The organism is Sorangium sp. So ce448, from assembly GCF_051520915.1.
Classification (GTDB): Bacteria; Myxococcota_A; Polyangia; order Polyangiales; family Polyangiaceae; genus Sorangium; species Sorangium cellulosum_B.
On sequence record NZ_CP150343.1, the window covers coordinates 9,592,571 to 9,614,786 of the forward strand.

The following is a 22,216-nucleotide window of genomic DNA, read 5'->3' on the forward strand; positions in this document are numbered from 1 at the left end:
ACCATGGCCGTCACCTCTGGCTTCGACCTCACGAGCGAGCGCTTCTTCGCCGATCCCTTCCCGACGCTCGATCGGCTCCGCACCGAGGCGCCGGTCTACTTCTTCGAGCCGCTCCAGTGCTTCCTCATCACCGCTCCTGCCGATATCGAGGGGCTCCTGAAGGACCCGAGCTTCACCGCGCGGCGGGCGACGGCGATCCTCGGCAGCCTGGGCATGCTCGGCGAGGACGAGCTCTCGAGAAAGACGTTCGACTGCTTGTCGCGGCTCGCCTTCTTTCAGGACGCGCCGCGCCACACGAAGCTTCGACAGCTCATCATGAAAGGGTTCTCGCCGTCGGCCGTCGAGTGGATGCGGCCGCGGGTCGTGGGGCTCGTGCAGCGCGCCGCCGAGAAGGCGCGGCGCGACGGCGAGATGGATGTCGTCTCGGCGTTCTCCGAGGCGGTCGCGCTCAACACGCTCGCCGAGATGTTCGTGATACCCGAGGCCGATCGGCCGCAGTTCATGAGATGGTCGACGGACCTCCTGAAGCTCGCCGGCGGCGGGGTCACCTCGGACGAGCAGAAACGGGCGGTGAAGCAGAGCTGCTGTGACATGGTCGACTACATGATGCGGCTCGTCGAGGAGCGCCGGAAGGCGCCGGGCGAGGACGTCGCGAGCAGGTTCATCGAGGCAGAAGGCGGAGACACCGAGCTCGCGGGCGAGGCGGCCATGCAATGCTTCCAGATGGTCGCCGCGGGGTTCGTGACCTCCGTGAACCAGATCGCCAACACCGTGCTCGCGCTCCTCAACCACCCCGCCGAGCTCGCGAAGCTCCGGGAGGCGCCAGGCCTCGTCCGCGGCGCGGTCGAGGAGAGCCTGCGCTTCGAGCCGTCCGTGCTCTCCCTCAGCCGCATGTGCGCGAGGGACACGGAGATCCGGGGCACCAGGGTCGCCGAGGGGCAGTTCGTCTTCGCGATGATCGCCGCGGCGAACCGCGATCCAGGGCTGTTCTCCGAGCCGAACCGCTTCGATATCACCCGGCAGCAGAGCCGGCACCTGACCTTCGGGAGCGGCGCTCATTACTGCCCCGGGGCCCCGCTCATCCGGATGGAAGTGGAGGAATCGGTGCGCGCCCTGCTCTCGCTGCCGCGCTGGGAGCTCGCCGAAGAGACGTTGAGCTACGCCGGCTCGAACCTGCAGGACCGCGGGCCGAGCTCGCTGCGCATTCGCTTCCCCGCAGCTTGAAGCGGGCGGGCTCGGCCCATTGGCCGACGCGCCGCTGGCCGCTGGCGCCCCGAGCGAGGCGGCCACCCGAGAAGAGACAATCATTCAGCTCTTCAAGGACGTATGGCGGGGACGAGGGTACAACCGCGCTCTTGCGGCGGGCGCTCCCGCTCGATATTCAAGCTGGACGATGTATCGTGCATCCGACGATGCGGCCCTCGTGCGAACGGCCGAGGCGCAGGTGCTCGAGAGCTACGCCGCGCTCGTGCAGGTCGTGGCGCGTGTCGCGGCCCTCAATGCGCGCCTCGTGGCAGGCGGGGTCGCTCCGATTCCGCTCGCCACGTACACGCCGCCGCCCGCCGCGGCGGGGGCGCTGGCCTCGGTGGAGCTCCTCCAGGGCCAGCGCGCGTACTTCGCCGGAGAAGCAGCTCGCCTCGGCGAGGCCCTCCGCGCGATGGAATCGGCGCTTGCCCAGCGCGCTCGCCCTGTCGCGCCGCTCCGGCCGGGGCCGCGCGCCGTGCCTGCCGCGTACGTCTTCGCGGAGCTGTCCCGCGGGGCATGGTCCTTCTTCAGGATCGCCCTGTTTCCTCCCTTCACGATGCTGATCGCGCCGGCCCTGCTCGCCCCGTGGTTCGCTGGACCGCTCGAGGGCGCCGCGGCGATGGCTGCGTTCCTCGTCGCGCTCTGGGCAGTGTCGCTGGCGGGCGCGAGGAAGCGCTTGCGGCTCCTCGCGCGCGGCGAGCTCGGCACCGTGCTCCAGAAGAGCCAGGCGTACTCGGGCGTGCAGCTCAGGAACTGGCCCATGCTCTGGACGAACGGCTGGGACATCGCGCTGCGCCTGTACTCGGGCCTCGGCTCGGTGACGACGCTCACGGTGCAGACCCCGCGCGGACGCATCGCGCAAGTCACGGTGCGTACGGGGCCAGCGTTCCACGGCGTCGTGCTCGCCGAGCCCGAGACGGGCGACGGCCTGGCGAACTGCGACTTCGCCTCCGCCCCGCGGCCGGATGCGCGGGGCGAATGGGACCCAGCGCTCCCGGGGCGCGTCTGGGCGGCGAGCTGTTTCTCGGTCATCGCGTCGCTCGCGCTCGCCACCGCCACGACCGTCGCCGCGCTCGCCCCTCTGGACCTCGGGGCGTTTTAGCTCGACGCGGTGACCGAGGGTCGAGCGTTTCGCTAACCGATGTTGCTCGGCCGGTACCAGTCGAAGTTGTTGTGGAACGGGAAGCTGTTGATCCCCAGGCTGATGCTGGCGTCGAGCGCGCGGACATGGTGCCACCAGCCCACCGGGATGAAGAGCGCCTCGCCCGGATCGAGCACGACGTCCTTCACGAGCGCCGGGGCCATCGGGTCCTTCTCCGGATCCCGATCGGCGTACATCGCGCGTGCGCCGTCGAACAGCGACGTCTCGAACGGCGCGATCATGCGGTAACGCTTCCTGCCGTACACCTGCCCGAACAGGATGTTGGACGTGTCGTAGTGCAGCGGCGTGACGGTCCCGGCAGGGCCGAGCCAGAGCGCCGAGGCGCCCAGAAGACGCTGCGCGGCGCAGTACCCGTCCGGGAGCACCACGTCGTCCAGCAGCGCGCCGAGCCGCGTCCGCTCGAGGACGCGGTTGTTGGCGACCATGTAAAAGTCGTTCGTCTCCTCGCTCGCGGCGCCGGCGATGCGCGCGACGAAGTCGCGCAGCGGCGTGCTCTCCGTGTGCCGCGCCGCGTGCATGTCATAGTCGGGATCGCTCTGGCGTCCTGTCGTGACGTCGACAACGACATCGCCGAAGCGCTCGGAGAGGTGGGCAGGGGTCCACCGGCCGAAGGCGGGCCAGCGGGTCACGACGTCGGTCAGGATGACCGGGATGTTGCCGGCGACATAGACGTCGCGGAGCTCCTCGCCGGACACGCCGGAGCGCCGCGGGATCCCCGTCGGATCGCAGGCGACCGACGCCATTCTCTGCTGGAGCCGCGCCAGCATCTCGTGCCGCCGCGCCGACCTGGCGAAGGGCCGAGCGGCGACGAAGATGGGCGAACGGACGATGGCCGAGAGCAGCTCTCCGGCCTGCGCGCTGCTGACGCCGGCCGCCTGGAGCTGCTCCGAGATCTGGCCCTCGGGCACGCCGCGCAGCAGGTTCTCCGTGGCCCAGCGCCACCACTCGGGCGCAACTTCCAGCTCGCGTTCCTGTTCGCCCATCTTCGACCTCACGATGTTGGGGAGCGCAACGGTGCGACGATCGAACGCCTCACTTGCACGGGGGAAGAGGCGGCGGCATCGGCGGGATGATCTCCCCCTCTTCCCCGTCCGGCGGCGGCGGCGGCATCGGCGGGATGATCTCCCCCTCTTCCCCGTCCGGCGGCGGCGGCGGCATAGGCGGGATGATCTCCCCCTCTTCCCCGTCCGGCGGCGGCGGCATCGGCGGGATGATCTCCCCCTCTTCCCCGTCCGGAGGCGGCATCGGCGGGACAATCTCGCCGCCCTCGCAGTCCGGAGGCGGCGGCGGCATCGGCGGGACAATCTCGCCGCCCTCGCAGTCCGGAGGAGGCGGCGGCATCGGCGGGATGATCTCGTCGTCCGGAGGCGGCGGCGGCATCGGCGGGATGATCTCGTCGTCCGGAGGCGGCATCGGCGGGATGATCTCGCCTTGATCGTCCGGGTCCCGTCCCTCGTCGACGGCCGGAGGACCACAGGCGACCACGAAGACGGCAGCAGCCGCTGCGGCCGCGCGAGACACCCGCTGCACCAGGGCCGCCGTCCGAGGCGGCGGCGTGGGCAGCGGCGATAACAAGGCTGCATCGTCCGAAAGAAAGCGACGTGACATGAACACCTCCGCTGACGGCAGCTTGCAGGACATGTGCCATCTCGCTACCGCCGGATATCCCTGGAGATCTCGCCTTCTACAGCGCCGCCCGACGCACCCGTTGCGCGTGGCCCAGAGTGGCTCACCGCAGGGCCCGCGCGAGCGCCGCGTCGTCGACCTCGTCCTCCGCGGCGCTCTCGAGCGCCGCGCGCAACGCATCGTCGGCCGTGCCCTCGGCGGCGACGCGGATGAGCTCCTGCGCGTCGGGGTAGCCAGCGACGCGCAGGAGCAAGGCGGCGCCCACCCGGCGATCCAGCGGGGCGCTGGCGTCGTCGAGCGCGTGGAGCGCGTCCTCGGGGGTCAGGCCGGCGGCGCGGTAGTCGTCGCCGGCGAGCAGCTTGTGGAGGTCCCCGCGCCAGAGCGCGAGATCGCGGCCGCGCCGCTCCAGCGCGTCGGCGCCGTGCAGCGCTGCGCCGCCGGCAGCGCCCTCGCGCGCATCACGGAGGCGCTGCGCCAGCGTCTCTGTCAGGGCCTCTCCCGTCCGGAGCACGACCGGACCGTCGCTGCCCCGGCGAAAGAGGAGGAGCCGATCGCCTCGCCTCTCGACCGAGTCGAGCTCGGTGTAAGGGAGCCAGACGGTCGAGAAGGGCCGCTCGACGCGCACGCCGTCGGTGCCCACCACGACCGGAGTGCGGCGCACGGCGCGGCGGAGGAGCCATGTCGACAGCGTGGTGAGGGCGAACCACGCCAGGACCGGTCCGGAGTTGCCGGTGAGCGGCTCGGCGAGCGCCACGATCACGACGAGCCAGAGGATCATGAAGGCCGGCAGACCGAAGCAGCCGGCCAGGAGCTCGCTGTGGACGCTGCCGATCGAGAGCGCGACGCGCCGCTGGGTGGGGCCGATCCCGAGGGCCGCGAGCAGGCGCGCGCCCTCTTCCTCCCGCGCGACGTCCACCTCGAGCACCCGCCCGCCGCGCAGGCGGAGCTCGACGCGGACGCGCAGGTCCGACAGGACAAGGCCGGAGCGGATCTCGGCGCGCGGGATCGATCGCTCCGCGGCGCCGGGGTCGAGACTCAGCCCAGCCGCGTCGGCGGCCACGCGCACCGGCCCCTTCCAGCCGATGGCGGTGGTGGTGAACAGGGCGCTCACGAACGAGAGCCCCAGGCCGACGACCACACCGGGCACGGTGACGGTCAGGGCGTGGAACGCGAACCCGCGGAGGTCCGGCTCGTCCAGCACGTGCGCGAGGACCAGGGCGATCACGCTCACCAGAAAAGGCCCTCCCCCGCTCGCGAGCAGCGCGAGGCCTCCGAAGACGCGGCCAAGGCCCTCGTAGCGCCGCCCGACGCGGCGGCTCGTGAACTCGAAGGCAGGTCGGGAGGTCGCCCACATCGCCGGGGCCATTCTACGCACTGACGTGCATTTGCGTGTGCTTACGGCGAGGCCGCTAACCGTGGATCCAGTAGCGGTAGCCGTTGGTCCGGAAGGGCACGTCGAGCTCGCGGCAGAGCTCGGCGATCACATCGGGGGTGAAGAAGTAGTTGCGGATGCGGGCGATGTGCTCGCCGTCGGTCTCGACGGTCCAGACGGTGCGCACCGCCGGTCCGGTGTCGTGATCGAACCAGAAGAGCAGCAAGAGCTCGCCGCGGTGCTCGCGCACCTCGCAGCGGGGCGGGCCGCCGAGGTAGCCCACCAGGTGACGGGCGTCGACCCCGCCGGCGTCGGTGGTCGTGATCGGCGAGAGGCTGCCGACGAACGACCCGGTGCGCGGATCGGCCGGGGGCTCGCGCCCGTACTCGGTCACCACGCCGACGATCTCGGTGATCGAGCTGTCGAGGAGCAGCGAGGTCAGGGCCGGCAGGTCGCGGGCGTTGAAGGCGGCGCAGAAGGCGTCGAGCACGCCCGGCGCGGGCGCCCGGGGCTCGTCGGCCTCGGGCGCCACGAGCTTGCCGCGGCCGCGGTGCAGCGCCGCCTTGACCGCGCCGACCGAGGTCGAGAGCGACGCGGCGACCTCCTCGAGCGAGAAGTCGAACACGTCCTTGAGCACCACCGCCGCCCGCTCCTGGGGCGACAGGTGCGCGACCAGGGTCCCGGCGGCCTCGCGCGACGCCCGCTCGTCGGGCGCCTGACCTGGCGCCGGAGCCGCTGCCGAGGGCTCGCCGATCGCGTCGCGCTCGAGCCGCTGCCGCCGGGCGCGGTCGATCCACAGGTTCGACGCCACCCGGAACAGCCAGGCGCGCGGGTTGGGCAGCTCGTGGAACAGGGTGCCGAGCGTGACGAAGCCGCGGGCCATGGTGTCCTGCACCAGGTCCTCGGCGTCCCACGGGCTCCGGGTCAGGTAGCGGCAGTAACGGTACAGCTCGGGCCGGAGCGGCTCGAACACGTCGAGGAACCGCTGCCATGACGCCTTCACTTCATTGCTCAGCTCGCCGAGGTCGCGCGGCTCATCGCTCATGACCAGACGGGCTCGTAGCACAGGACCGACAGCCCCCCGCCCAGGTTCTGGGTCCGGATCTGCCGCAGCGAGAGGCGATGGTCGCGGCGCGCGAACAGCGGCGTGCCGCCGCCGAGCACCACGGGGTGCACGATCAGGCGGAATTCGTCGACGAGGCGGTGCTCGATCAGCGTCGACACCAGCGCGGCGCCGGCCCAGGCGACGATCGGCTTGCCGGGCTGCCGCTTGAGCGCGGCGATCTCCTCGGGGTCGCGGGCCACGCGGGTGTTGGCCCACGCGGGGTGCGTCAGGGTCCGGGACAGCACCACCTTGGGCAGGGCGTTCATCTTGCGCGCGAACGCGAGGTCCTGGGGCGAGCGCGGCTGCGCCTCGGCGTCGGGCCAGTACTGGAGCATGAGCTCGTAGGAGGTGCGCCCGTAGAGCGCGAGGCCGACGGAGTCGATCATCTCGTCGCAGTACCGCTCGAACTGCGGGTTGCCGTCCTGGAACCAGTCGAGCTCGCGGCCCGGGCCCTCGATGTAGCCGTCGAGGGAGGTGATCATGGAAACGTAGAGGCGTCGTTCGGTCGGGGGTGTCGTCGTCATGGCCCACCGACGAACGGCGCGGCCGGAAGGATACGGGGGACGGCGAAATGGATCGCGCCGACCCGGGGCGACGCGACGCCAGTGGTGCTACGTCGCGGTAATCCCAGGCGTTTCTGGCATGGTTCAGCGCCCCAGTTCATCGAGGAAACGGGCGGCCACCGCGGCCGGCGAGCCCTTCTTCTCGTCCACGGCCGCGTTCATCTGGCGCATCTTCTGCGCGTCGATCGTCCCCGATAGCCCGCGCAGCGCCTCCAGCACCTCCGGGCGGGCGCGCGCGAGCCGATCGCTCACCAGCACGAGCGCGTCGTACGGCGGGATGGCCCGGCGATCGTCCTCCAGCAGCACCAGATCGTCGACGATGATCCGCCCGTCGGTCGAGAAGGCGGTGATCACGTCCACCTGCTCCGCCCGCAGCGCCTCGTAGAGCAGCGACGGATCCATGCTCCGCGCCTCGCGGAACGCGAGGCCGTACACGCGCTCGATGGCGCGCCACTCCGGCCGCTGGAAGATCTCGTAGTCGCCCCCCACCCGCAGCGATCGCGCGCGCGCCCCGAGATCGCTGATGCGCCGGATCCCCAGCCGCTCGGCCTCGGCCCGCCGCATGGCGAGCGCGTAGGTGTTCTCGAACCCGAGCGCGGCGGCCACGTGGACGTTGTACCGATCGAGCAGCTCCCTCTCCACCGTGGCCAGCACCGACGCGCGGTCCGCGCCCTCCGTGCTCCGTCTCAGGACGTTGGCCCAGAGGGTGCCCGAGTAGTCGACGTAGACGTCGATCTCGCCGTTCTTCAGCGCATCGAACACCACCGTCGACCCGAGCGATCCCAGCGTCCGCGCCGGCACGCCGGCGACGCGCTCGATCCTCCCGGCGACGATGCCGGCGAGGATGTACTGCTCGGTGAAGGTCTTGGCGCCGACGGTGATGGACACCTGATCGCGCGCGAGGAGGGCGCGCACGACCGGGGTGGCCGCGAAGACCGCGAGCCCGGCGAAGCCGCCGAGACACAGCAGCACGAGGCGCCGGCTGTGGCGCGTGACGCCGGCGAGCAGGCCACGCACCAGGCCGTCCAGCACCAGCGCGAGCCCGGCCGAGGCCACACAGCCGATCAGCACGGCCGTGGTGTTGCGCGTCTGCAGCCCGCTGAAGATGTAGTCACCAAGGCTCGGCGCCCCGACCGGCGTGGAGAGCGTGGCGGTGCCCACCGTCAGCACGGCCGCCGTGCGCACGCCGGCCACGATCACCGGGAGCGCCAGCGGCAGCTCGACGCGGCGGAGCTGCTCGCGGGGCGTCATCCCCACGCCGCGCGCGGCCTCGATCACCGCCGGATCGAGGCCCGAGAGGCCGGCCGCCGTGTTCCTGAGGACCGGCAACAGGCTGTAGAGGAAGAGGCCGATCAGCGCCGGCAGGTAACCGATGCTGCGCGCGCCCAGGGCCGCGAGCACGGGCACCATGAAGGCCAGGAGCGCCAGGCTCGGGATGGTCTGGACGACGCTCGCCACGCCCAGCACCGGCCCCTCCAGGCGGCGCGATCGCGTGACCAGCACCCCCAGCGGGACGCTCACGGCCACGCCCAGCGCCAGGGCGACCAGCGTGAGCCCGAGGTGGGCGGCGAGGTAGCGCGGGAGGAGGGCGAGCTGCTCCTTCACGAAGCGTCGCCTCCCGCGATCGTTCGCGCGGGCGCGCCCGCGATCAGCGACTCGACGGCGCGCGCCTGCTCGAGCGGGCCGCGCACCAGATCGGCCACGTAGTCGTCGGCCGGCGCGCGCACCAGCTCGCGGCCGGGCGCGAGCTGCAGGAGGCGCCCGCCGCGCATGACGCCCACGCGATCGCCGAGGAGCAGCGCCTCGACGACGTCGTGCGTGACGAAGATCGCCGAGAACCCCAGGCTCCGGCGCACCCGCGCGAACGATCGCTGGAGGCGCTCGCGCGTGATCGGATCGAGCGCGCCGAACGGCTCGTCGAGCAGCAGCACGCCCGGCTCGGCCGCCAGCGCCCGCGCCACGGCCACGCGCTGCGCCTGGCCGCCGGAGAGCGCGTCGGGCCGCCGATCGCGGACCTCGGCTGGATCCAGCTCGACAAGCTCCAGCAGCGTGTCCACCCGACCACGGATGCGCCTCGCGTCCCAGCCGAGGAGCGCCGGCGTGATGCCCACGTTCTCGGCGACCGTCAGGTGCGGGAAGAGCCCGAGCCGCTGGAACACGTAGCCGATGCGGCGCCGGAGCGCGTGCGGCGGCACGGTGGTCACGTCCTCGCCCTCGACGCGGATGCGACCCGAGCTCGGCTCGATGAGCCGGTTCGTCATCTTCAGCGTCGTGGTCTTCCCCGATCCCGACCCCCCCAGCAAAACCACCAGCTCGCCCGGCTCGACGCGCAGGGAGACGCTGTCGACAGCGACGATTCCATCGTAACGCTTGGTCACCCGCTCGAGCTCGATCATCGCCGCCGAGAGCGTGGCTCCTCGCGTACGACCCGGAAGCTCGAAAAGACATAGGGATAGTCCCGGCGATACCAGTTGCGGAAGCTCGGCCGGAGGAACCCCTCGTCGGTCGCCCACGAGGCGCCGAAGACGACGTCGTGCTCCCCGTCGAAGAAATCCGCCGAGTACCCGGGGTACGTGCGGGCGTACGCGACGAAGCCGGGCAAGGGCGCGAAGGGCGTGGACGTCCACTCCCAGCCATTGCCCACCAGCTCCTCGACGCCGAACGCGCTGGCGCCGTCCGGGTGGCTGCCCGTCGGCACCGGCGACCATCCGCGAAAGCCGAACTGGCCATGACGCGGCTCGCCCGGCGCGTGCCCCCACGGACGCGCGCGCACACCGCCGCTCGGCTCGCCGAACGCGGCGCGGCGCAGCTCGGCCTCGGTCGCCAGGCGTCCACCGCGCCAGGCTGCATAGGCGCGCGCCTGCTCGCCCGAGACCTGCGCCGGCCAGCCGGACGCGACCTCGAAGGAGACCGGCCCGAAGATCGTCTTCACCGCCAGCCCGCCTCCGCGGCGCACGAACGTACGGGGCGTGAGCGCGGCCCGCGCGCCGTCTTCCATCACCTCGAGGAAGGCCAGGTAATTGCCGTTCCGCACCGGCAACGAGTCGATGGTGAAGCCCGGGACATCGATCTCCGCGCGCCCGAACTCGTTGTCCCAGCCGAACGGGATCGCCTCGAAGTCCGCGCCGATCACCACGCGGCCCGCCGGGACGTGCCGGGGCTCGGCCGCGCGCCCCCCGCCGCCCACGAACGCGGGCGCGCCGTCGGGGCGCCGCGCGGCGCCGTGCTCCTGGAGCATGTACATCAGGGTCTCGTGGTGCATCCGCTCGTGCTCGATCACGAGCTGGAGGATCCGCCCCCGCGCGCCGAGCACGTCCTCGGCGCGCGCCAGCACGTCGGGGATGCACGCCCGCACGGCGCGGCGGACCTCGTCGCGGTACGCGATCACCTCGGCGATCGCCGGCCACGCGTCCCTCGACGCGGCGCGGGCGCCGTCCTCGTCGGCCGGATCGATCCCGCGCTCGAACAGCACGTCGAAATCGCTCCGCATGGGCCCGAGCCCGAGGACGCCTCGGCCGATCTGGTTCCACGCGAAGGCCGGGAGGTGCCCCAGGTAGAACGAGAAGGGGTGTCGCTGCGCGATGGGCCGACGGCCCATCGACGCCTCCGGGACGAGCGCGAACAGATCGTCGCTGCGGCGCCACGCGGCGGCGAGGAGCGCCTCGAACGAGGCCTCCGTCACGCGTCGTTCCGCCGGAGCAGGGCCAGCGCGAAGAGCTGGTCGGGATCGGTGTGCCACGAAGACAACACGAGCCCTCCGGCCCGGGCCGAGGCCTGGAGCGAGTCGCGCGTGAACTTGCAGCTCACCTCGGTGCGGATCTCGGCGCCGCGCTCGAGGTCGAGCCGCAGATCGAGCGCCGGGATCTGCACGCGCATCCGCCGCGAGGCCACGAGGCGCATCTCGATCCACGCCCGCGCCGCGTCGTAGAAGGCGCGGTGCGCGAACGCGTCGGGCGCGAAATTCGCCCCGAAGCGCCGGTTGATCACGCGGAGCGCGTTGCGGTTGAAGGCCGCCGTCACGCCCTCCGGATCGTCGTACGCGGCCTCCAGCAGGGCCGTGTCCTTGACCAGATCGGCGCCGACGAGGAGCGCGTCCGACGGCTCCATGACGCGCGCGACCTCGCGGAAGAAGGCGCGCCGCTCGTCGGGGTAGAGGTTGCCGATGGTGCCCGCGAGGAAGACGACGAGGCGCCCCCCGCCCCGGCCGAGCCGCGGCAGGTCGGTGGTGAAATCACCGATCACACCGCGGAACGTGTACTCCGGGTAGTCGGTGCGGAGGCGGCTGATCGACGTCTCCAGGAAGAGCCCGTTGACGTCCAGCATCGTGCACGTCTCGCCGCCGCCCACCCACCGCCAGGCGTCGAGCAGGATGCGGATCTTGCGGCCCGCGCCGCTGCCCAGCTCGACGAGGCGCCGCGGCCGGACGGCGCACAGGATGTCTCCGGCGTACTGCTCGAGGAGGCCGATCTCCGTGCGCGTCGGGTAGTAGACCCCGAGGTGGGTGATCTGCTCGAACAGCTCGCTCCCGATATCGTCGTAGAAGTAGACGGGCGGGATCTCGGGCAGCGATCGTGTGAGGCTCTCGCGCAACCGAGCGCGCTCATCGGGTGAAGGGTACGCGTCCGCCGCGAATGTGGAGCTCAACAGGACCTCCTTGAGGGAGCGCTGCGCAGGGCGTCCATTGGGAGGAGAGCGGCGGACGTCAAGCATGGATCCCCGGCGTGCCGCCGTGGACGATACTCGGTGAAACCCGGGCAGCGACCTGCGACGACGGCGCTGGGCAGACGCCGTCGGTGCTGTACAACCAAGGCTCCCCCCTTGCCGAGGAGCTGCCGCATGACGCGCCATCTTCAGGAACGCCTGCTCGCGATCATGGACCGCAAGAACCACTGGGCCTGGGCGCACCTCACCGGCCCCGGCCTCACGCGAGACCAGCTCGCTGTTCACTTCAGGCACGAATACCGGGTCTACGTGCGCGACTTCCCCGTGCTGCTCGCGCGCGTGCTCGGCCAGTCGCCGCCGGCCGCGGTGCGCAGCGCCCTCGCCGAGAACCTCTTCGAGGAGCAGACGGGCAAGCTCTCGCTGGGCGTGTCGCACCCGGCGCTCTTCCTGGAGATGATCGACGGCCTGGGCATCCCGCGCGCGGCCATCGAGGACGAGTCGCTCCCGCTCGAGCCCGAGGCCCACGCCTACCGGGCGCTGCTCGACCATGTGAGCGCGGCGCCGCCGTGGGTCGTGGGCGCGGCGGTGCTGACGATCTTCGTGGAGGGCAGCGTGCACGAGCGCGCGGAGCTCCTCGGGCAGCGCGAGGCGCCGCCGATCGAGGAGGCGCTGCGCGCGCACCCGATGGTGCGGCATTACGGGTGTCCGCCCGAGCGCATGCGCCTGGCGAGGGCGCACCGGGCGGTCGAAGGGGGACACCGGCGGGACGCGTGGGAGATGGTGCTGGGGCACGTGCCGGACGAGGGCCCGATGGCGGACGCTGTCGCGTCGGCGGTGGCCGCAGCGCACGCGGCCTGGCTGGCGTACCGGGATGGAGTCGCGCGCGCCATGGGGCTCCGGCAGGCCTGAGCTGGCCTCGGCGCACTCCTCCGGTTCTGCCTGACACGCGCGGGGTTCACTGATAGAATCGCGCGCATCGCTTGGGCCGTTCTGCGCCCGTTTCTTGAGGAGATCTCCCCGTATGTCCTTCTCGGCTCGTTCCTTTGCCTTCTTTGCCATGGTCACGCTCGCGTCCGTGGCCGCGTGCGGCGGCGAATCCAGCTCCGGGGCCGGCGGCGCCGGTGGGTCGGGCGACGACGCCGCGGGCCCGGGGAGCACCTCCTCCGGCCCCGGCGCGACAAGCGGCGGCGCCACGAGCGGCGGCGGCGCCACGAGCGGCAGCGGCAGCGCCACGGCGAGCAGCGGCTCGGGCGGCGCCACCAGCGGCAGCGCCGCGAGCAGCGGCTCAGGCGACGTCGCCGCGAGCGCCGCGAGCACCGGAGCCGGCGACACGACGACCAGCACGGCGGCGACCGGCGGCACGGATCCCGGCGGGTGCAGCATCTTCTGCTCCGACTTCGAGGGCGGCTCGCTGCCTTCCGAGGTCCAGTTCTTCCCGGAGTACCTGCGCGCGAGGATGGGCGAGTTCGTGACGCTGGACAGCACCGGTCACAGCGGCTCGCGCTCCGTCAAGGTCACGGGCACGGACTTCAGCCAGATGCTCGGCGTGGCCGTGCCGAGCAAATTCTGGGGCAGGATCTACCTCAAGAGCGCCACCGACATCCAGATGGGCCACAACACGTATGTCGCGGCCGCGGAAGGCAACGGGGATCCCAACAACGGGGAGCAGATCCGCATCGGCGAGCACCAGTGTCAGCTCGAGCTGAACCGCAAGAGCGACGACAAAGAGATGCTCTCGAACGGCGGAATGTACATGTGCAGCGGCGGCGTGAAGCTCGTCGCGAACACCTGGTACTGCCTCGAGTTCCACTACGACGGGCCGGGCCGCTCGGTGAGCGTGTTCGTGGACGGCGCCGAGGTCAACGCGATGCACGTCACGGACTGGGGCCCGTACGACTACAAGCTCTTCAAGTTCGGGTTCGAGAAGTACCACGGCGGGGCCAAGACGATGTGGTATGACGACCTCGCGCTCCACTCGGAGCGCGTCGGCTGCGGCAAGTGAGTCTGTTTTCCGCTCGACGAGGTCCCCGCCGCGCTCCGCTACTTCGGCGAGGGCAGAGCGCGCGGGAAGATCGTCATCACCGTGTGACGGCGCCCCCCGTACCGACCGACGCCGGGCTCAGTCGTCGAGTACGGCGTTGACGATCCCGTCGAAGAACTCCCCGTTCCCGACCGCGTCGAGCATCCGGTTCCAGCCGATCTCATCGAACGGCGTCGGCACGCCGTGGTTCGTCAAGATGACCCCGATCAGCTCGCGGCGGCGATCGATCCACAGGAAGCACCCGGCGCCGCCCGCCTTGCCGTAAGAGCCGTTCGAGAGGCGCGACCCGCCGTTGGAGAAGCGGCGGGTCGCGAGCTCCCAGCCATACCCCTTGGGCGTCATCAGAAGGTTCGTTATCGGCGACACGTCGGTCTCCGACGCCTTCACCTCGGGCGTCTGGTTGCTCACCATCGCGGCGGCGGCCTGGCGGCTCAGGACGCGGACGCCGCCGTACCTGCCGCCGTTCAGGATCATCTGGCAGAACACCGCGATGTCCCGCGCCGTCGAGAAGACGCCGTCACAGCCGGCGATCCCGCCGAGCGCGTGATCCTGGTCGTCCTGCACCTCGCCGCGCAGCACCCTCCCCCGGAGCTCGGAGTAGCCCGTGGCCGCGGTCCGCGAGATGAGCGCCGCCGACGGGTTGAAGGTCGTGTCGCTCATGCCGAGCGGGCCCCAGATGCGCGCCTTCGCGAAGGCGTCGAGATCCATGCCCGAGGCGACCTCGATCACCCGCCCGAGGAGGCGGTAGGTGAGATCGCTGTAGAGCACCTGCGTGCCAGGGACGTACTCGAGCGGCGCCTCCGCCATGCGCTGCCAGACGCGCTCGGCGTCCGGATCGTCCAGGAACTGGCTGTCCAGCGGCAAGCCGGCCGTGTACCGGAGCATGTCGCGCACCGTGATGGCCTCCTTGCCGTTGGCCGCGAACTCGGGGATGAAGTCGGCCACCCGATCGTTCAGCCGAAGCACGCCGTCCTCCACGAGGATCACCGCCGACGTCGACGTCGCGAGGACCTTGGTGATGGAGAGCAGGTCGAACAGCGTGTCGAGCGTCATCGGCTCGTCCGCGCCGCGGACCCGGGAGCCGAACGCCCGGTGCCCGACGATCTTGCCCCGCCGCGCCACCAGGGCGACAGCGCCCGGGAACAGGCCGTCGGTCACCCGGCGCTGGATGCGCGCGAAGACGTCCTCGATGCGCTCCGAGCACAGGCCGACGCGCTCGGGCAGCGCGGGGACGAGCTGCTCGTACGTCGTCGGGATGTGCGCCTCAGCCACCTTGGCCGACAGGACCGCCGGCGCGAACGCGGCCATCGCCGCCGTACGGCCCAGCCCCTGGAGAAGGCGCCTGCGATTCAAAATTTCATGCTCGGTGCACATGCTCGCTCCTGATCCGTGATCCGTGGGGGCCGGGTCGCGTCGCTGCAGAGCCCGCTCGGGCGCGCTTTTCCGCGCCGTCGCCGAGGTCGCCATCGACGCTCGCGAGCGCCCGGATTCCTGGACAGCAGGAGGCGTGCCGGACAGCGGACCCAGCGATTCGCGGCGCCGCCGCGCGAGAGCGCCGGCGGACCGGTGCGCCGATCGTGCACCCGCCTGCACGATCGGCCGCGCGATCGCCCGCGCGGTCCCTGCGCTGTGCACGGTTTTGCATGATTCGTGCAAATCTTCGTGCAGATCACCGCCAAACCAGCGCACGACGGCGCGCGGCGCCGCGTAGGATGTGCTCGTGGACGAAGGCTTTCCCGGCAGCGATGTGCAGGGCGCCTGCGCGACGGCGCTCCGGCTCGCGATCGTGGCCGGCAACACGATCACCTTCGCCCCGCTGCCGCCCCACGGCCGCGTCGTCCTCGGGCGCGACGAGGGGTGCGACGTACGGATCGACGATCGCTCGGTGTCGCGCCGGCACGCGGCCCTCCACGTCGGCCCGCCGCTCCGGATCGAGGACCTCGGGAGCGCCAACGGCACCTTCGTCGGTGAGCCGCAGGCCCGCGCGCTGACGGCGCGCACGCACCGCCTGCGGCGCCTCTCGCGGGAGAGCGCCGAGGTCGGCGTCGGCGAGCGCTTCAACCTCGGCGCGACCACCGTCGTCGTCGGCCGCGCGCCCGGCGGGGCGGCCGAGGAGCCCGACCGCGGAAAGCCGCCTGCGGACATCGTGCTGCTGGTCCCTTCGATGCTGGCGCTCTACGAGCAGGCCGCCCGCGCCGCGCGGAGCCCCATCAGCGTGCTCATCCTGGGCGAGACGGGGGTGGGCAAGGAGGTGCTCGCCCGGACCCTCCACGCGTGCTCGCCGCGGTCGAGCGGGCCTTATGTCGAGCTGAACTGCGCCGCGCTGCCGCCGTCGCTCCTCGAGGGCGAGCTCTTCGGCCACGAGAAGAGCGCCTTCACGGGCGCCAGCCACGCGCGCCCCGGCCTGCTCGAGGCGGCCCACGGCGGCACGCTGTTCCTCGACGAGATCGGCGAGCTACCCCTCGCCTTCCAGGCGAAGCTGCTCCGCGTCCTCGAGGACCGGAAGGTGCTCCGCATCGGGGGCCGCACCCCCCGCCGGCTCGATCTCCGCTTCGTGGCGGCGACCAACCGCGATCTCGAGGCGGAGATCGCGCGCGGCGCCTTCCGCCAGGACCTCTATTTCCGGCTGAACGGCATCTCCCTCGTCGTCCCGCCGCTCCGCGAGCGGATCGCCGAGATCGGCCCGCTCGCCGGCAGGTTCCTCGAGGAGGCGTGCCGGCAGCTCGACCAGCGCGGCGCGCCGCGCATCTCGCAGGAGGCGCTCGCCGTCCTCGAGGCGTACGCGTGGCCCGGCAACGTGCGCGAGCTGCGCAACGTGATCGAGCGCGCGGCGGTCCTGTGCGCGGGGGAATTGGTCCTGCCCGCCGATCTTCCGCCGCACCTGATGAACGGCGCCGCGCCCCCGTCGAGCCGCGCGTCGCGGCCCAGCGGCACCATCCCCCCGCCGCCGCCATTGCCGCCGAGCGGCGCCCCGCTGCCGCCGAGCGGCGCCCCGCTGCCGCCGAGCGGCGCGCCGCTGCCGCCGAGCGGCGCCGCGCTGCCGCCGAGCGGCGCCGCGCCCCTGTCGAGCCGCGCCGCGCCCCTGCCGAGCACCGCCGCGCCCCCGTCGGGCCGCGCCATGCCCCTGTGGAGCGGCGACGCCCCCTCGTCGGACCGCGCGGCGCTGCCGCCGCCGCCGCCCAGCTTCGCCGGGCTGCCGCCGGCCGACGCACCGCCGCCGAGCGGCGACGCCCTGGCGAGGCTCCGGCTGGAGATGAAGGCCGCCGACCGGCAGCGCGTCGTCGAGGCCCTCGAGCGGTCCGCGGGCAACCAGACGCGCGCCGCCAAGCTCCTCGGCGTCTCGCTGCGCACGCTGATCAACCGCATCGACGAGTACGGCATCCCGCGGCCACGGAAGCGGTCGCCCTGAGCGCTCACGAGCGCGACGAGAGCGCCGCGCCCCCGGCGCCCAGCGCGCGGGACGCCCCCCTCCCGGATCGGCGTTGCTACGCTGATACAGCGTCACTATCAACTCGACGCTGGCAACCGACAGGTGGTCAAGAGGGAAAGTGTCGAAAGGCAGCCTGAACTCCTGCCAATCGGGTCCCACGGTGAGCGCCCGCTACGGCAGCGTCGACCTCAGGGAGCGGGGGTGAAGGCGACGGTGAGCGTGTAGGGGCCGCCGTTGAGCGACGTGTAGGTGTCGACGATGACGAACAGGGGCTCGCCGCCGGTGACATCGATCACGAGCGTCTCGTCATGGCCGCGGCCGTCGGCGTCGACGCACGCGAGCTCGGAGCCGAAGTCCGCGCAGCTCTCGCGCAGGTAGATGCCCAGGTCGGTCTCGGCGGACAGCGTCAGCGTGAGCGTGCCGTCGCTCGGCGGCGTGAACCTGTGGATCGTCTCCGGCGCGTCCCATCCGAGGCAGCTGCCCTCGAACACCGAGGGGCCGGTCGCCGTGTTGCCCGTGTTCTCGCCGATCACGAGCTCGACCGCGTTCTCGCACAGCACGTCGGGCTCGTAGGCGCACGTGGCGGAGCAGCCATCGCCGCTCGTGGTGTTGCCGTCGTCGCATTGCTCGGCCGAGCCGACGGTCCCGTCGCCGCAGACGACCGGCGTGAAGCTGACGTTCAGGGTGTAGGGACCGGCCTCCCGCGGCTCATAGGAGTCGACGACGATCGGCACGGTCTGGCCGTCGCTCACGTGGATCTCGATCCGCTCTTCGTCGGGCAAACCATCGTGGGGGTAGTTCTCGTCGGAGCAGTCGATCTCGGAGAGCATGTCCGCGCACGAGCTACGGACATAGACGCTATGCTCGGTCGGCGACTCGAGCTCGACCACGAGCGTGCCCGACTGCCCGGCGGGCGGCGTGAACAGGTGGATCTCCTCCGGTCCGTGCCCCGTGTTGCCGAGGTAGCAGGTCCCTTCCAGCCCGCTCGTGCCCCCCGACGTGTCGCCGTGGATCGTCGTCGAGACGATCGGTGTCGCGCTCGCGCAGGCGGCCTCGGCGATCGGGGTGCAGGTCGCGGCGCAGTCGGTGTCCGCGCAGTCGTAGGACCCGTCCCTGTCGTCGTCCTCGTGGTTCGCGCAGTCCGTCTCGCCTGGCGTGCAGACGCCGCTCAGGATGTCGCACACGCCGAGCGAGGGGCACTGCGCGTTCGAGGTGCACCTCGGGACGCAGGCCCGGATGCCACCGCCGATGTCCTCGCAGGCATAACCGTCGCGGCACTCCGACGACGCGCTGCAGAGCGCCAGGCACGCGCCCACGCCATCGAAGATATCAAGACAGACCCCGCCGTCGCACTCTCCGCCCGGCGTTGGCACGGCCGCGGGCTCACACAGGTCCGAGCAGAGCCCGGACGGGTATCCAAGTTCCTCCTCGGAGAGGCAGATGTCCCCGGTGCACTCATCGTCCATCGCGCAGGCCTCGTACAGCGCGCCCGCCGGCCCGCCTCCGCCGCCACCGGTGCCGGTTGGCTCGGCGCCGCCGCCGCCACCGGTGCCGGTTGGCTCGGCGCCGCCGCCGCCACCGGTGCCGGTTGGCTCGGCGCCGCCTCCGCCACCGGTGCCTGTTGGCTCGGCGCCGCCGCCGCCGCCACCGGTGCCGGTTGGCTCGGCGCCGCCTCCGCCGCCACCGGTGCCGGTTGGCTCGGCGCCGCCTCCGCCTCCGCCGGTGGGCTCGGCGCCGCCAGCACCGCCACCGCCGGTTGGCTCGGCGCCGCCGCCGCCACCGGTGCCGGTTGGCTCGGCACCGCCGCCTCCGCCGCCACCGGTGCCGGTGGGCTCGGCGCCGCCAGCACCGCCACCGCCGGTTGGCTCGGCGCCGCCAGCACCGCCACCGCCGGTGGGCTCGGCGCCGCCAGCACCGCCACCGCCGGTGGGCTCGGCGCCGCCGCCGCCGCCACCGCCGGTGCCAGTTCCGGTGCTCGTGGCGTCGACGCCGCCGCCACCGCCACCGCCGCCGGAGCCGCCATTGCCGCCGGCGCCGACCTGGCCGTCATCGTCTCCGCAGCCCGCGGCAGCCGACAGCGCCAGCACGAAAAGACCTGCAACGAGTCGTACGTTCATCCACCTGCTCCAACGCAAGAGAGAGCTGTCGTGACGCGACGTGGGCCTCACCCCACGGCGCAGCGTGATGCCATCTTCGGCACAACCGATCCGCCTGGCAAACCCCCTTTCATGAAGGCCGTCTGCCTCCGCCGCGCGCCAGCGCGCGCGGCCGCCGGATCCGGGCGTGGCTGCGCATCGCACGGAGAATCGCGCGCGGAGCGCACAATGCGCCTGGCTCGTCTGCTGAGAGGGCTGCTCTTCTTTCATCAAACGCTCCGGACTCGCCCTCCGACAGTACGCGCATTGAGGATCGGTGTTTCAGGCACATTGGCACGGAGGGCTCCGCAGCCAGCGGAGTGACCTCCGGGGGTAGCTGGTGTTGATCAGGAACCTCGTATCGGAAAAACCTGCCGCGAATACCTGGGCAAGAGCAGGATCGGGATCCGAGTCAAGCGGCCAGGCGCGGGGCCCTATGCGCTGTCGCGCATGATGGACGCGAGCTTCATGGCCGCCGCCTCCAGGTGCGCCTGGCGGCGACGTCACCCACACTCTCCCAGGTGAACGCGTGACCAGCACTTTGTTGGGTTTCCTTGTTGTGTGAACGTTCACATGTCGTTTATCATCTCGGCCCTCGAAGCGCTTCGAAAAGGAGGGCCGATGCCCGTTTCTCACCCCGGAGGAAATTTATGATCACAAGAGTCACGGGCGCAGCGCTGCTCGCCGCAGGGACCCTGACGCTGGCCGCGTGCGGTCGCAGCGACGACGGCGAGTCCGGCGGCAAGGAGCTGCGCATCTGGCACTACGAGGCTCCCGAGAGCGCCATGGGCGTGGCCTGGAACGAGGCCATCAAGGAGTTCGAGGCCACTCATCCGGGCGTGAAGGTCAAGCTCGAGGAGAAGGGCTTCGAGCAGATCCAGAAGACCGCGCCCATGATCATGAACTCCAAGAGCGCCCCTGACGTCATGGAGTACAACAAGGGCACCGCGACCGCCGGGCTGCTGTCCAGGCAGGGCCTGCTCCAGGACCTCACCCCCGAGGCCCAGAAGCGCGGCTGGGACAAGCTGATCAGCCCGGGCGTGCAGGTCGTCGCGCGGTACGACGAAAAGGGCATCATGGGCGGCGACAAGTGGTACGGGGTGCCCAACTACGCCGAGTACGTGCAGGTCTACTACAACAAGGACCTGTTCAAGGCGCACGGCGTCAACGTCCCGACCACGTTCGACGAGTTCACCAAGGTGATGGACGCGTTCGTGGCCAAGGGCGTCACGCCGCTGGCGAACGCCGGCGCCGAGTACATGGCGCAGCAGTACGTCTACCAGCTCGCGCTGGACAAGGCCGACCAGCCGTGGGTGAACGCGTTCCAGCGCTACACCGGCAAGACCGACTTCACCGACCCGGCATGGACCTACGGGGCGACCACGTTCGCTGACTGGGTGACGAAGGGCTACATCGCCAAGAGCTCGGTCAGCACCAAGGCCGAGGACGCCGGGGTGGCGTTCATGAGCGGCAAGTTCCCGATGATGTTCTCCGGGAGCTGGTGGTTCGGGCGCATCGCCAAGGAGGCCAAGTTCGACTGGGATACCTTCGTGTGGCCCGGAGCCAGGATGACCCTCGGATCGGGCGGCAACCTGTGGGTCGTCCCGGCGGGCTCGAAGAACAAGCAGCTCGCCTACGACTTCATCGACATCACGCTGAAGAAGAAGATCCAGAACATCCTCGGCAACGCGGGCGGCGTCCCGGTGGCGGCCGACAGCGCGGCCATCACCGAGCCCAAGGCCAGGAAGCTCATCGACGGCTTCAACACCCTCGCCCAGTCGAACGGCCTGGCGTACTACCCGGACTGGCCGGTTGCGGGCTTCTACGACCAGTGGGTCTCGCACACCCAGAAGCTCATGAACGGCGATCCGCCGCAGTCGGTGCTCAGCGGCCTCCAGAAGACCTACGACAGCGGCCTGCCCAAGTGACGGCGCGCGGCCCGACAGGGCGTGGCCCGCTCGCCTACCTGCCGTACCTGATCCCCGGGCTGCTGCTGTTCACCGGGGTCATCGGGATACCCTTCCTGATGAACCTCGGGACCAGCTTCACCGAGTGGGCCGGCGTCGGCACCCCGACGTGGGTGGGGCTGGACAACTACCGGGAGCTGGCCACGGACGGCGAGTTCTGGGCGTCGTTCCGGCACAACGCCCTGGTCGTCGTCGGTATGGCGGTCCTCCCGACGATGATCGGGCTCGTGCTGGCCTCCGCCCTGACCGATCTGATCGACCGGCACTTCGGCCCGCGCGCCGCCAGCGTCCTGCGCGCCTGCATCTACCTGCCGCAGGTCCTGCCGATCGTCATCGCGGGCATCGTGTGGAGCTGGCTGCTCGCCCCCGAGAACGGCGCGGTGAACGACCTGCTGCGCGCGATCGGGCTCGGCTCGCTCGCGCACGACTGGCTCGGCGACCCCGCCACCGCGCTGTGGAGCGTCATGGGGGTGATGGTCTGGATCCAGATCGGATTCCCCCTCGTGATCTTCATGTCCGGGCTGCAGCGCGTGGACCCCTCGCTGTACGAGGCGGCCGAGATCGACGGGGCCTCGTGGGCGCAGCGCTTCTGGCACGTCACCATCCCGCAGATCAGGCCCGAGATCTTCGTGGTGCTGCTGTGGACGACGATCGCCGCGCTCAAGGCGTTCCCGCACATCTTCGTGCTCACCAGGGGCGGGCCAGGCGGCGCGACCAGCGTGCCGTCCTACTACTCCTACGTCAATTTCTTCGAGAAGACCGCCGTCGGCTACGGCTCCGCGATCGCCACCGTGCTGACGCTGATCATCATCGCGCTCACCATCGCCTTTTTGCGGCTGCAGGGCCGTGAGCTGGAGGAGGAGCGATGACGGCGACGCTGGCCGAGAGCCCGGTGAGCGCACCCGCGC

18 protein-coding genes are annotated in these 22,216 nt (G+C 71.4%); 7 read left to right on the forward strand and 11 right to left on the reverse strand.

The genetic code is table 11. The annotated features are described in order from the left end of the window. Window positions 1–3 precede the first annotated feature (3 nt). Both WMF45_RS36335 and WMF45_RS36340 read left to right on the forward strand, forming a co-directional pair. On the forward strand, window positions 4–1,224 hold the full coding sequence (locus tag WMF45_RS36335; RefSeq protein WP_437710197.1) for a cytochrome P450: 1,221 nt from the start codon (window positions 4–6) through the stop codon (window positions 1,222–1,224). A 169-nt stretch (window positions 1,225–1,393) separates the two neighbouring features. After that, on the forward strand, window positions 1,394–2,347 hold the full coding sequence (locus WMF45_RS36340) for a hypothetical protein (protein WP_437710198.1): 954 nt from the start codon (window positions 1,394–1,396) through the stop codon (window positions 2,345–2,347). Window positions 2,348–2,379: 32 nt separating this feature from the next. Here WMF45_RS36340 and WMF45_RS36345 read toward each other — a convergent pair whose 3' ends face one another. The 9 genes from WMF45_RS36345 to egtD form a co-directional block, all read right to left on the reverse strand. Then, window positions 2,380–3,390: a cupin-like domain-containing protein gene (locus WMF45_RS36345; protein ID WP_437710200.1), complete on the reverse strand. Its 1,011-nt coding sequence runs from the start codon at window positions 3,388–3,390 to the stop codon at window positions 2,380–2,382. A gap of 49 nt (window positions 3,391–3,439) precedes the next feature. Then, window positions 3,440–4,048, reverse strand: coding sequence for a hypothetical protein (locus tag WMF45_RS36350; protein WP_437710202.1), 609 nt, complete (start codon window positions 4,046–4,048; stop codon window positions 3,440–3,442). A gap of 88 nt (window positions 4,049–4,136) precedes the next feature. Beyond that, a complete protein-coding gene (locus tag WMF45_RS36355; RefSeq protein WP_437710204.1) occupies window positions 4,137–5,387 on the reverse strand; it encodes a hypothetical protein in 1,251 nt (416 codons plus the stop codon). Between the two features lie 55 nt (window positions 5,388–5,442). Next, entirely contained in the window at window positions 5,443–6,450 is a 1,008-nt protein-coding gene (locus tag WMF45_RS36360) for an RNA polymerase sigma factor (protein ID WP_437710206.1), read from the reverse strand. Continuing rightward, a complete protein-coding gene (locus tag WMF45_RS36365) occupies window positions 6,447–7,034 on the reverse strand; it encodes a dihydrofolate reductase family protein (protein ID WP_437710208.1) in 588 nt (195 codons plus the stop codon). Before WMF45_RS36365 ends, WMF45_RS36360 begins: the two co-directional genes overlap by 4 nt. 123 nt (window positions 7,035–7,157) lie before the next feature. Beyond that, window positions 7,158–8,678, reverse strand: coding sequence for a glycine betaine ABC transporter substrate-binding protein (locus WMF45_RS36370; protein ID WP_437710210.1), 1,521 nt, complete (start codon window positions 8,676–8,678; stop codon window positions 7,158–7,160). Further along, the gene (locus WMF45_RS36375; protein ID WP_437710212.1) at window positions 8,675–9,469 is read right to left on the reverse strand and encodes an ATP-binding cassette domain-containing protein; all 795 of its coding nucleotides are present in this window, start codon (window positions 9,467–9,469) and stop codon (window positions 8,675–8,677) included. Before WMF45_RS36375 ends, WMF45_RS36370 begins: the two co-directional genes overlap by 4 nt. Then, on the reverse strand, window positions 9,466–10,755 hold the full coding sequence (locus WMF45_RS36380) for an SUMF1/EgtB/PvdO family nonheme iron enzyme (RefSeq protein ID WP_437710214.1): 1,290 nt from the start codon (window positions 10,753–10,755) through the stop codon (window positions 9,466–9,468). The genes WMF45_RS36375 and WMF45_RS36380 overlap by 4 nt, the downstream gene beginning before the upstream one ends. Further along, complete coding sequence (gene egtD / locus WMF45_RS36385) at window positions 10,752–11,717, reverse strand: L-histidine N(alpha)-methyltransferase (RefSeq protein WP_437710216.1); 966 nt, start codon at window positions 11,715–11,717, stop codon at window positions 10,752–10,754. The genes WMF45_RS36380 and egtD overlap by 4 nt, the downstream gene beginning before the upstream one ends. Before the next feature lie 192 nt (window positions 11,718–11,909). Here egtD and WMF45_RS36390 point away from each other — a divergent pair, with 192 nt between their 5' ends. Beyond that, window positions 11,910–12,644 (forward strand): iron-containing redox enzyme family protein, encoded by a 735-nt coding sequence (locus WMF45_RS36390; protein ID WP_437710218.1) that lies wholly within the window; start codon window positions 11,910–11,912, stop codon window positions 12,642–12,644. A 112-nt stretch (window positions 12,645–12,756) separates the two neighbouring features. After that, complete coding sequence (locus tag WMF45_RS36395; protein ID WP_437710220.1) at window positions 12,757–13,737, forward strand: hypothetical protein; 981 nt, start codon at window positions 12,757–12,759, stop codon at window positions 13,735–13,737. Between the two features lie 117 nt (window positions 13,738–13,854). Here WMF45_RS36395 and WMF45_RS36400 read toward each other — a convergent pair whose 3' ends face one another. After that, window positions 13,855–15,150: a serine hydrolase domain-containing protein gene (locus tag WMF45_RS36400; protein ID WP_437710222.1), complete on the reverse strand. Its 1,296-nt coding sequence runs from the start codon at window positions 15,148–15,150 to the stop codon at window positions 13,855–13,857. 346 nt (window positions 15,151–15,496) lie between these two features. On the opposite strand from WMF45_RS36400, the gene WMF45_RS36405 reads away from it, so the two are divergent. Next, window positions 15,497–17,185 carry a sigma 54-interacting transcriptional regulator gene (locus WMF45_RS36405; RefSeq protein ID WP_437710224.1) on the forward strand — a complete coding sequence of 563 codons (1,689 nt, stop codon included), beginning with the start codon at window positions 15,497–15,499 and terminating at the stop codon, window positions 17,183–17,185. 209 nt (window positions 17,186–17,394) lie between these two features. Here the strand turns inward: WMF45_RS36405 and WMF45_RS36410 are convergent, their stop codons facing one another. After that, on the reverse strand, window positions 17,395–19,323 hold the full coding sequence (locus WMF45_RS36410) for a DUF4215 domain-containing protein (protein WP_437710226.1): 1,929 nt from the start codon (window positions 19,321–19,323) through the stop codon (window positions 17,395–17,397). A 668-nt stretch (window positions 19,324–19,991) separates the two neighbouring features. On the opposite strand from WMF45_RS36410, the gene WMF45_RS36415 reads away from it, so the two are divergent. Both WMF45_RS36415 and WMF45_RS36420 read left to right on the forward strand, forming a co-directional pair. Then, entirely contained in the window at window positions 19,992–21,269 is a 1,278-nt protein-coding gene (locus tag WMF45_RS36415; protein WP_437710228.1) for an ABC transporter substrate-binding protein, read from the forward strand. Further along, window positions 21,266–22,177: a carbohydrate ABC transporter permease gene (locus tag WMF45_RS36420; RefSeq protein ID WP_437710230.1), complete on the forward strand. Its 912-nt coding sequence runs from the start codon at window positions 21,266–21,268 to the stop codon at window positions 22,175–22,177. Before WMF45_RS36415 ends, WMF45_RS36420 begins: the two co-directional genes overlap by 4 nt. Window positions 22,178–22,216 lie beyond the last annotated feature (39 nt).

Excerpts from the sequence above, each read along its gene's own strand:
- WMF45_RS36335 (WP_437710197.1), top strand. The coding sequence starts at position 4 with ATGGCCGTCACCTCTGGCTTCGACCTCACGAGCGAGCGCTTCTTCGCC.
- WMF45_RS36340 (WP_437710198.1), top strand. The coding sequence starts at position 1,394 with ATGTATCGTGCATCCGACGATGCGGCCCTCGTGCGAACGGCCGAGGCG.
- WMF45_RS36345 (WP_437710200.1), bottom strand. The coding sequence starts at position 3,390 with ATGGGCGAACAGGAACGCGAGCTGGAAGTTGCGCCCGAGTGGTGGCGC.
- WMF45_RS36350 (WP_437710202.1), bottom strand. The coding sequence starts at position 4,048 with ATGTCCTGCAAGCTGCCGTCAGCGGAGGTGTTCATGTCACGTCGCTTT.
- WMF45_RS36355 (WP_437710204.1), bottom strand. The coding sequence starts at position 5,387 with ATGTGGGCGACCTCCCGACCTGCCTTCGAGTTCACGAGCCGCCGCGTC.
- WMF45_RS36360 (WP_437710206.1), bottom strand. The coding sequence starts at position 6,450 with ATGAGCGATGAGCCGCGCGACCTCGGCGAGCTGAGCAATGAAGTGAAG.
- WMF45_RS36365 (WP_437710208.1), bottom strand. The coding sequence starts at position 7,034 with ATGACGACGACACCCCCGACCGAACGACGCCTCTACGTTTCCATGATC.
- WMF45_RS36375 (WP_437710212.1), bottom strand. The coding sequence starts at position 9,469 with ATGATCGAGCTCGAGCGGGTGACCAAGCGTTACGATGGAATCGTCGCT.
- WMF45_RS36390 (WP_437710218.1), top strand. The coding sequence starts at position 11,910 with ATGACGCGCCATCTTCAGGAACGCCTGCTCGCGATCATGGACCGCAAG.
- WMF45_RS36395 (WP_437710220.1), top strand. The coding sequence starts at position 12,757 with ATGTCCTTCTCGGCTCGTTCCTTTGCCTTCTTTGCCATGGTCACGCTC.
- WMF45_RS36400 (WP_437710222.1), bottom strand. The coding sequence starts at position 15,150 with ATGTGCACCGAGCATGAAATTTTGAATCGCAGGCGCCTTCTCCAGGGG.
- WMF45_RS36410 (WP_437710226.1), bottom strand. The coding sequence starts at position 19,323 with ATGAACGTACGACTCGTTGCAGGTCTTTTCGTGCTGGCGCTGTCGGCT.
- WMF45_RS36415 (WP_437710228.1), top strand. The coding sequence starts at position 19,992 with ATGATCACAAGAGTCACGGGCGCAGCGCTGCTCGCCGCAGGGACCCTG.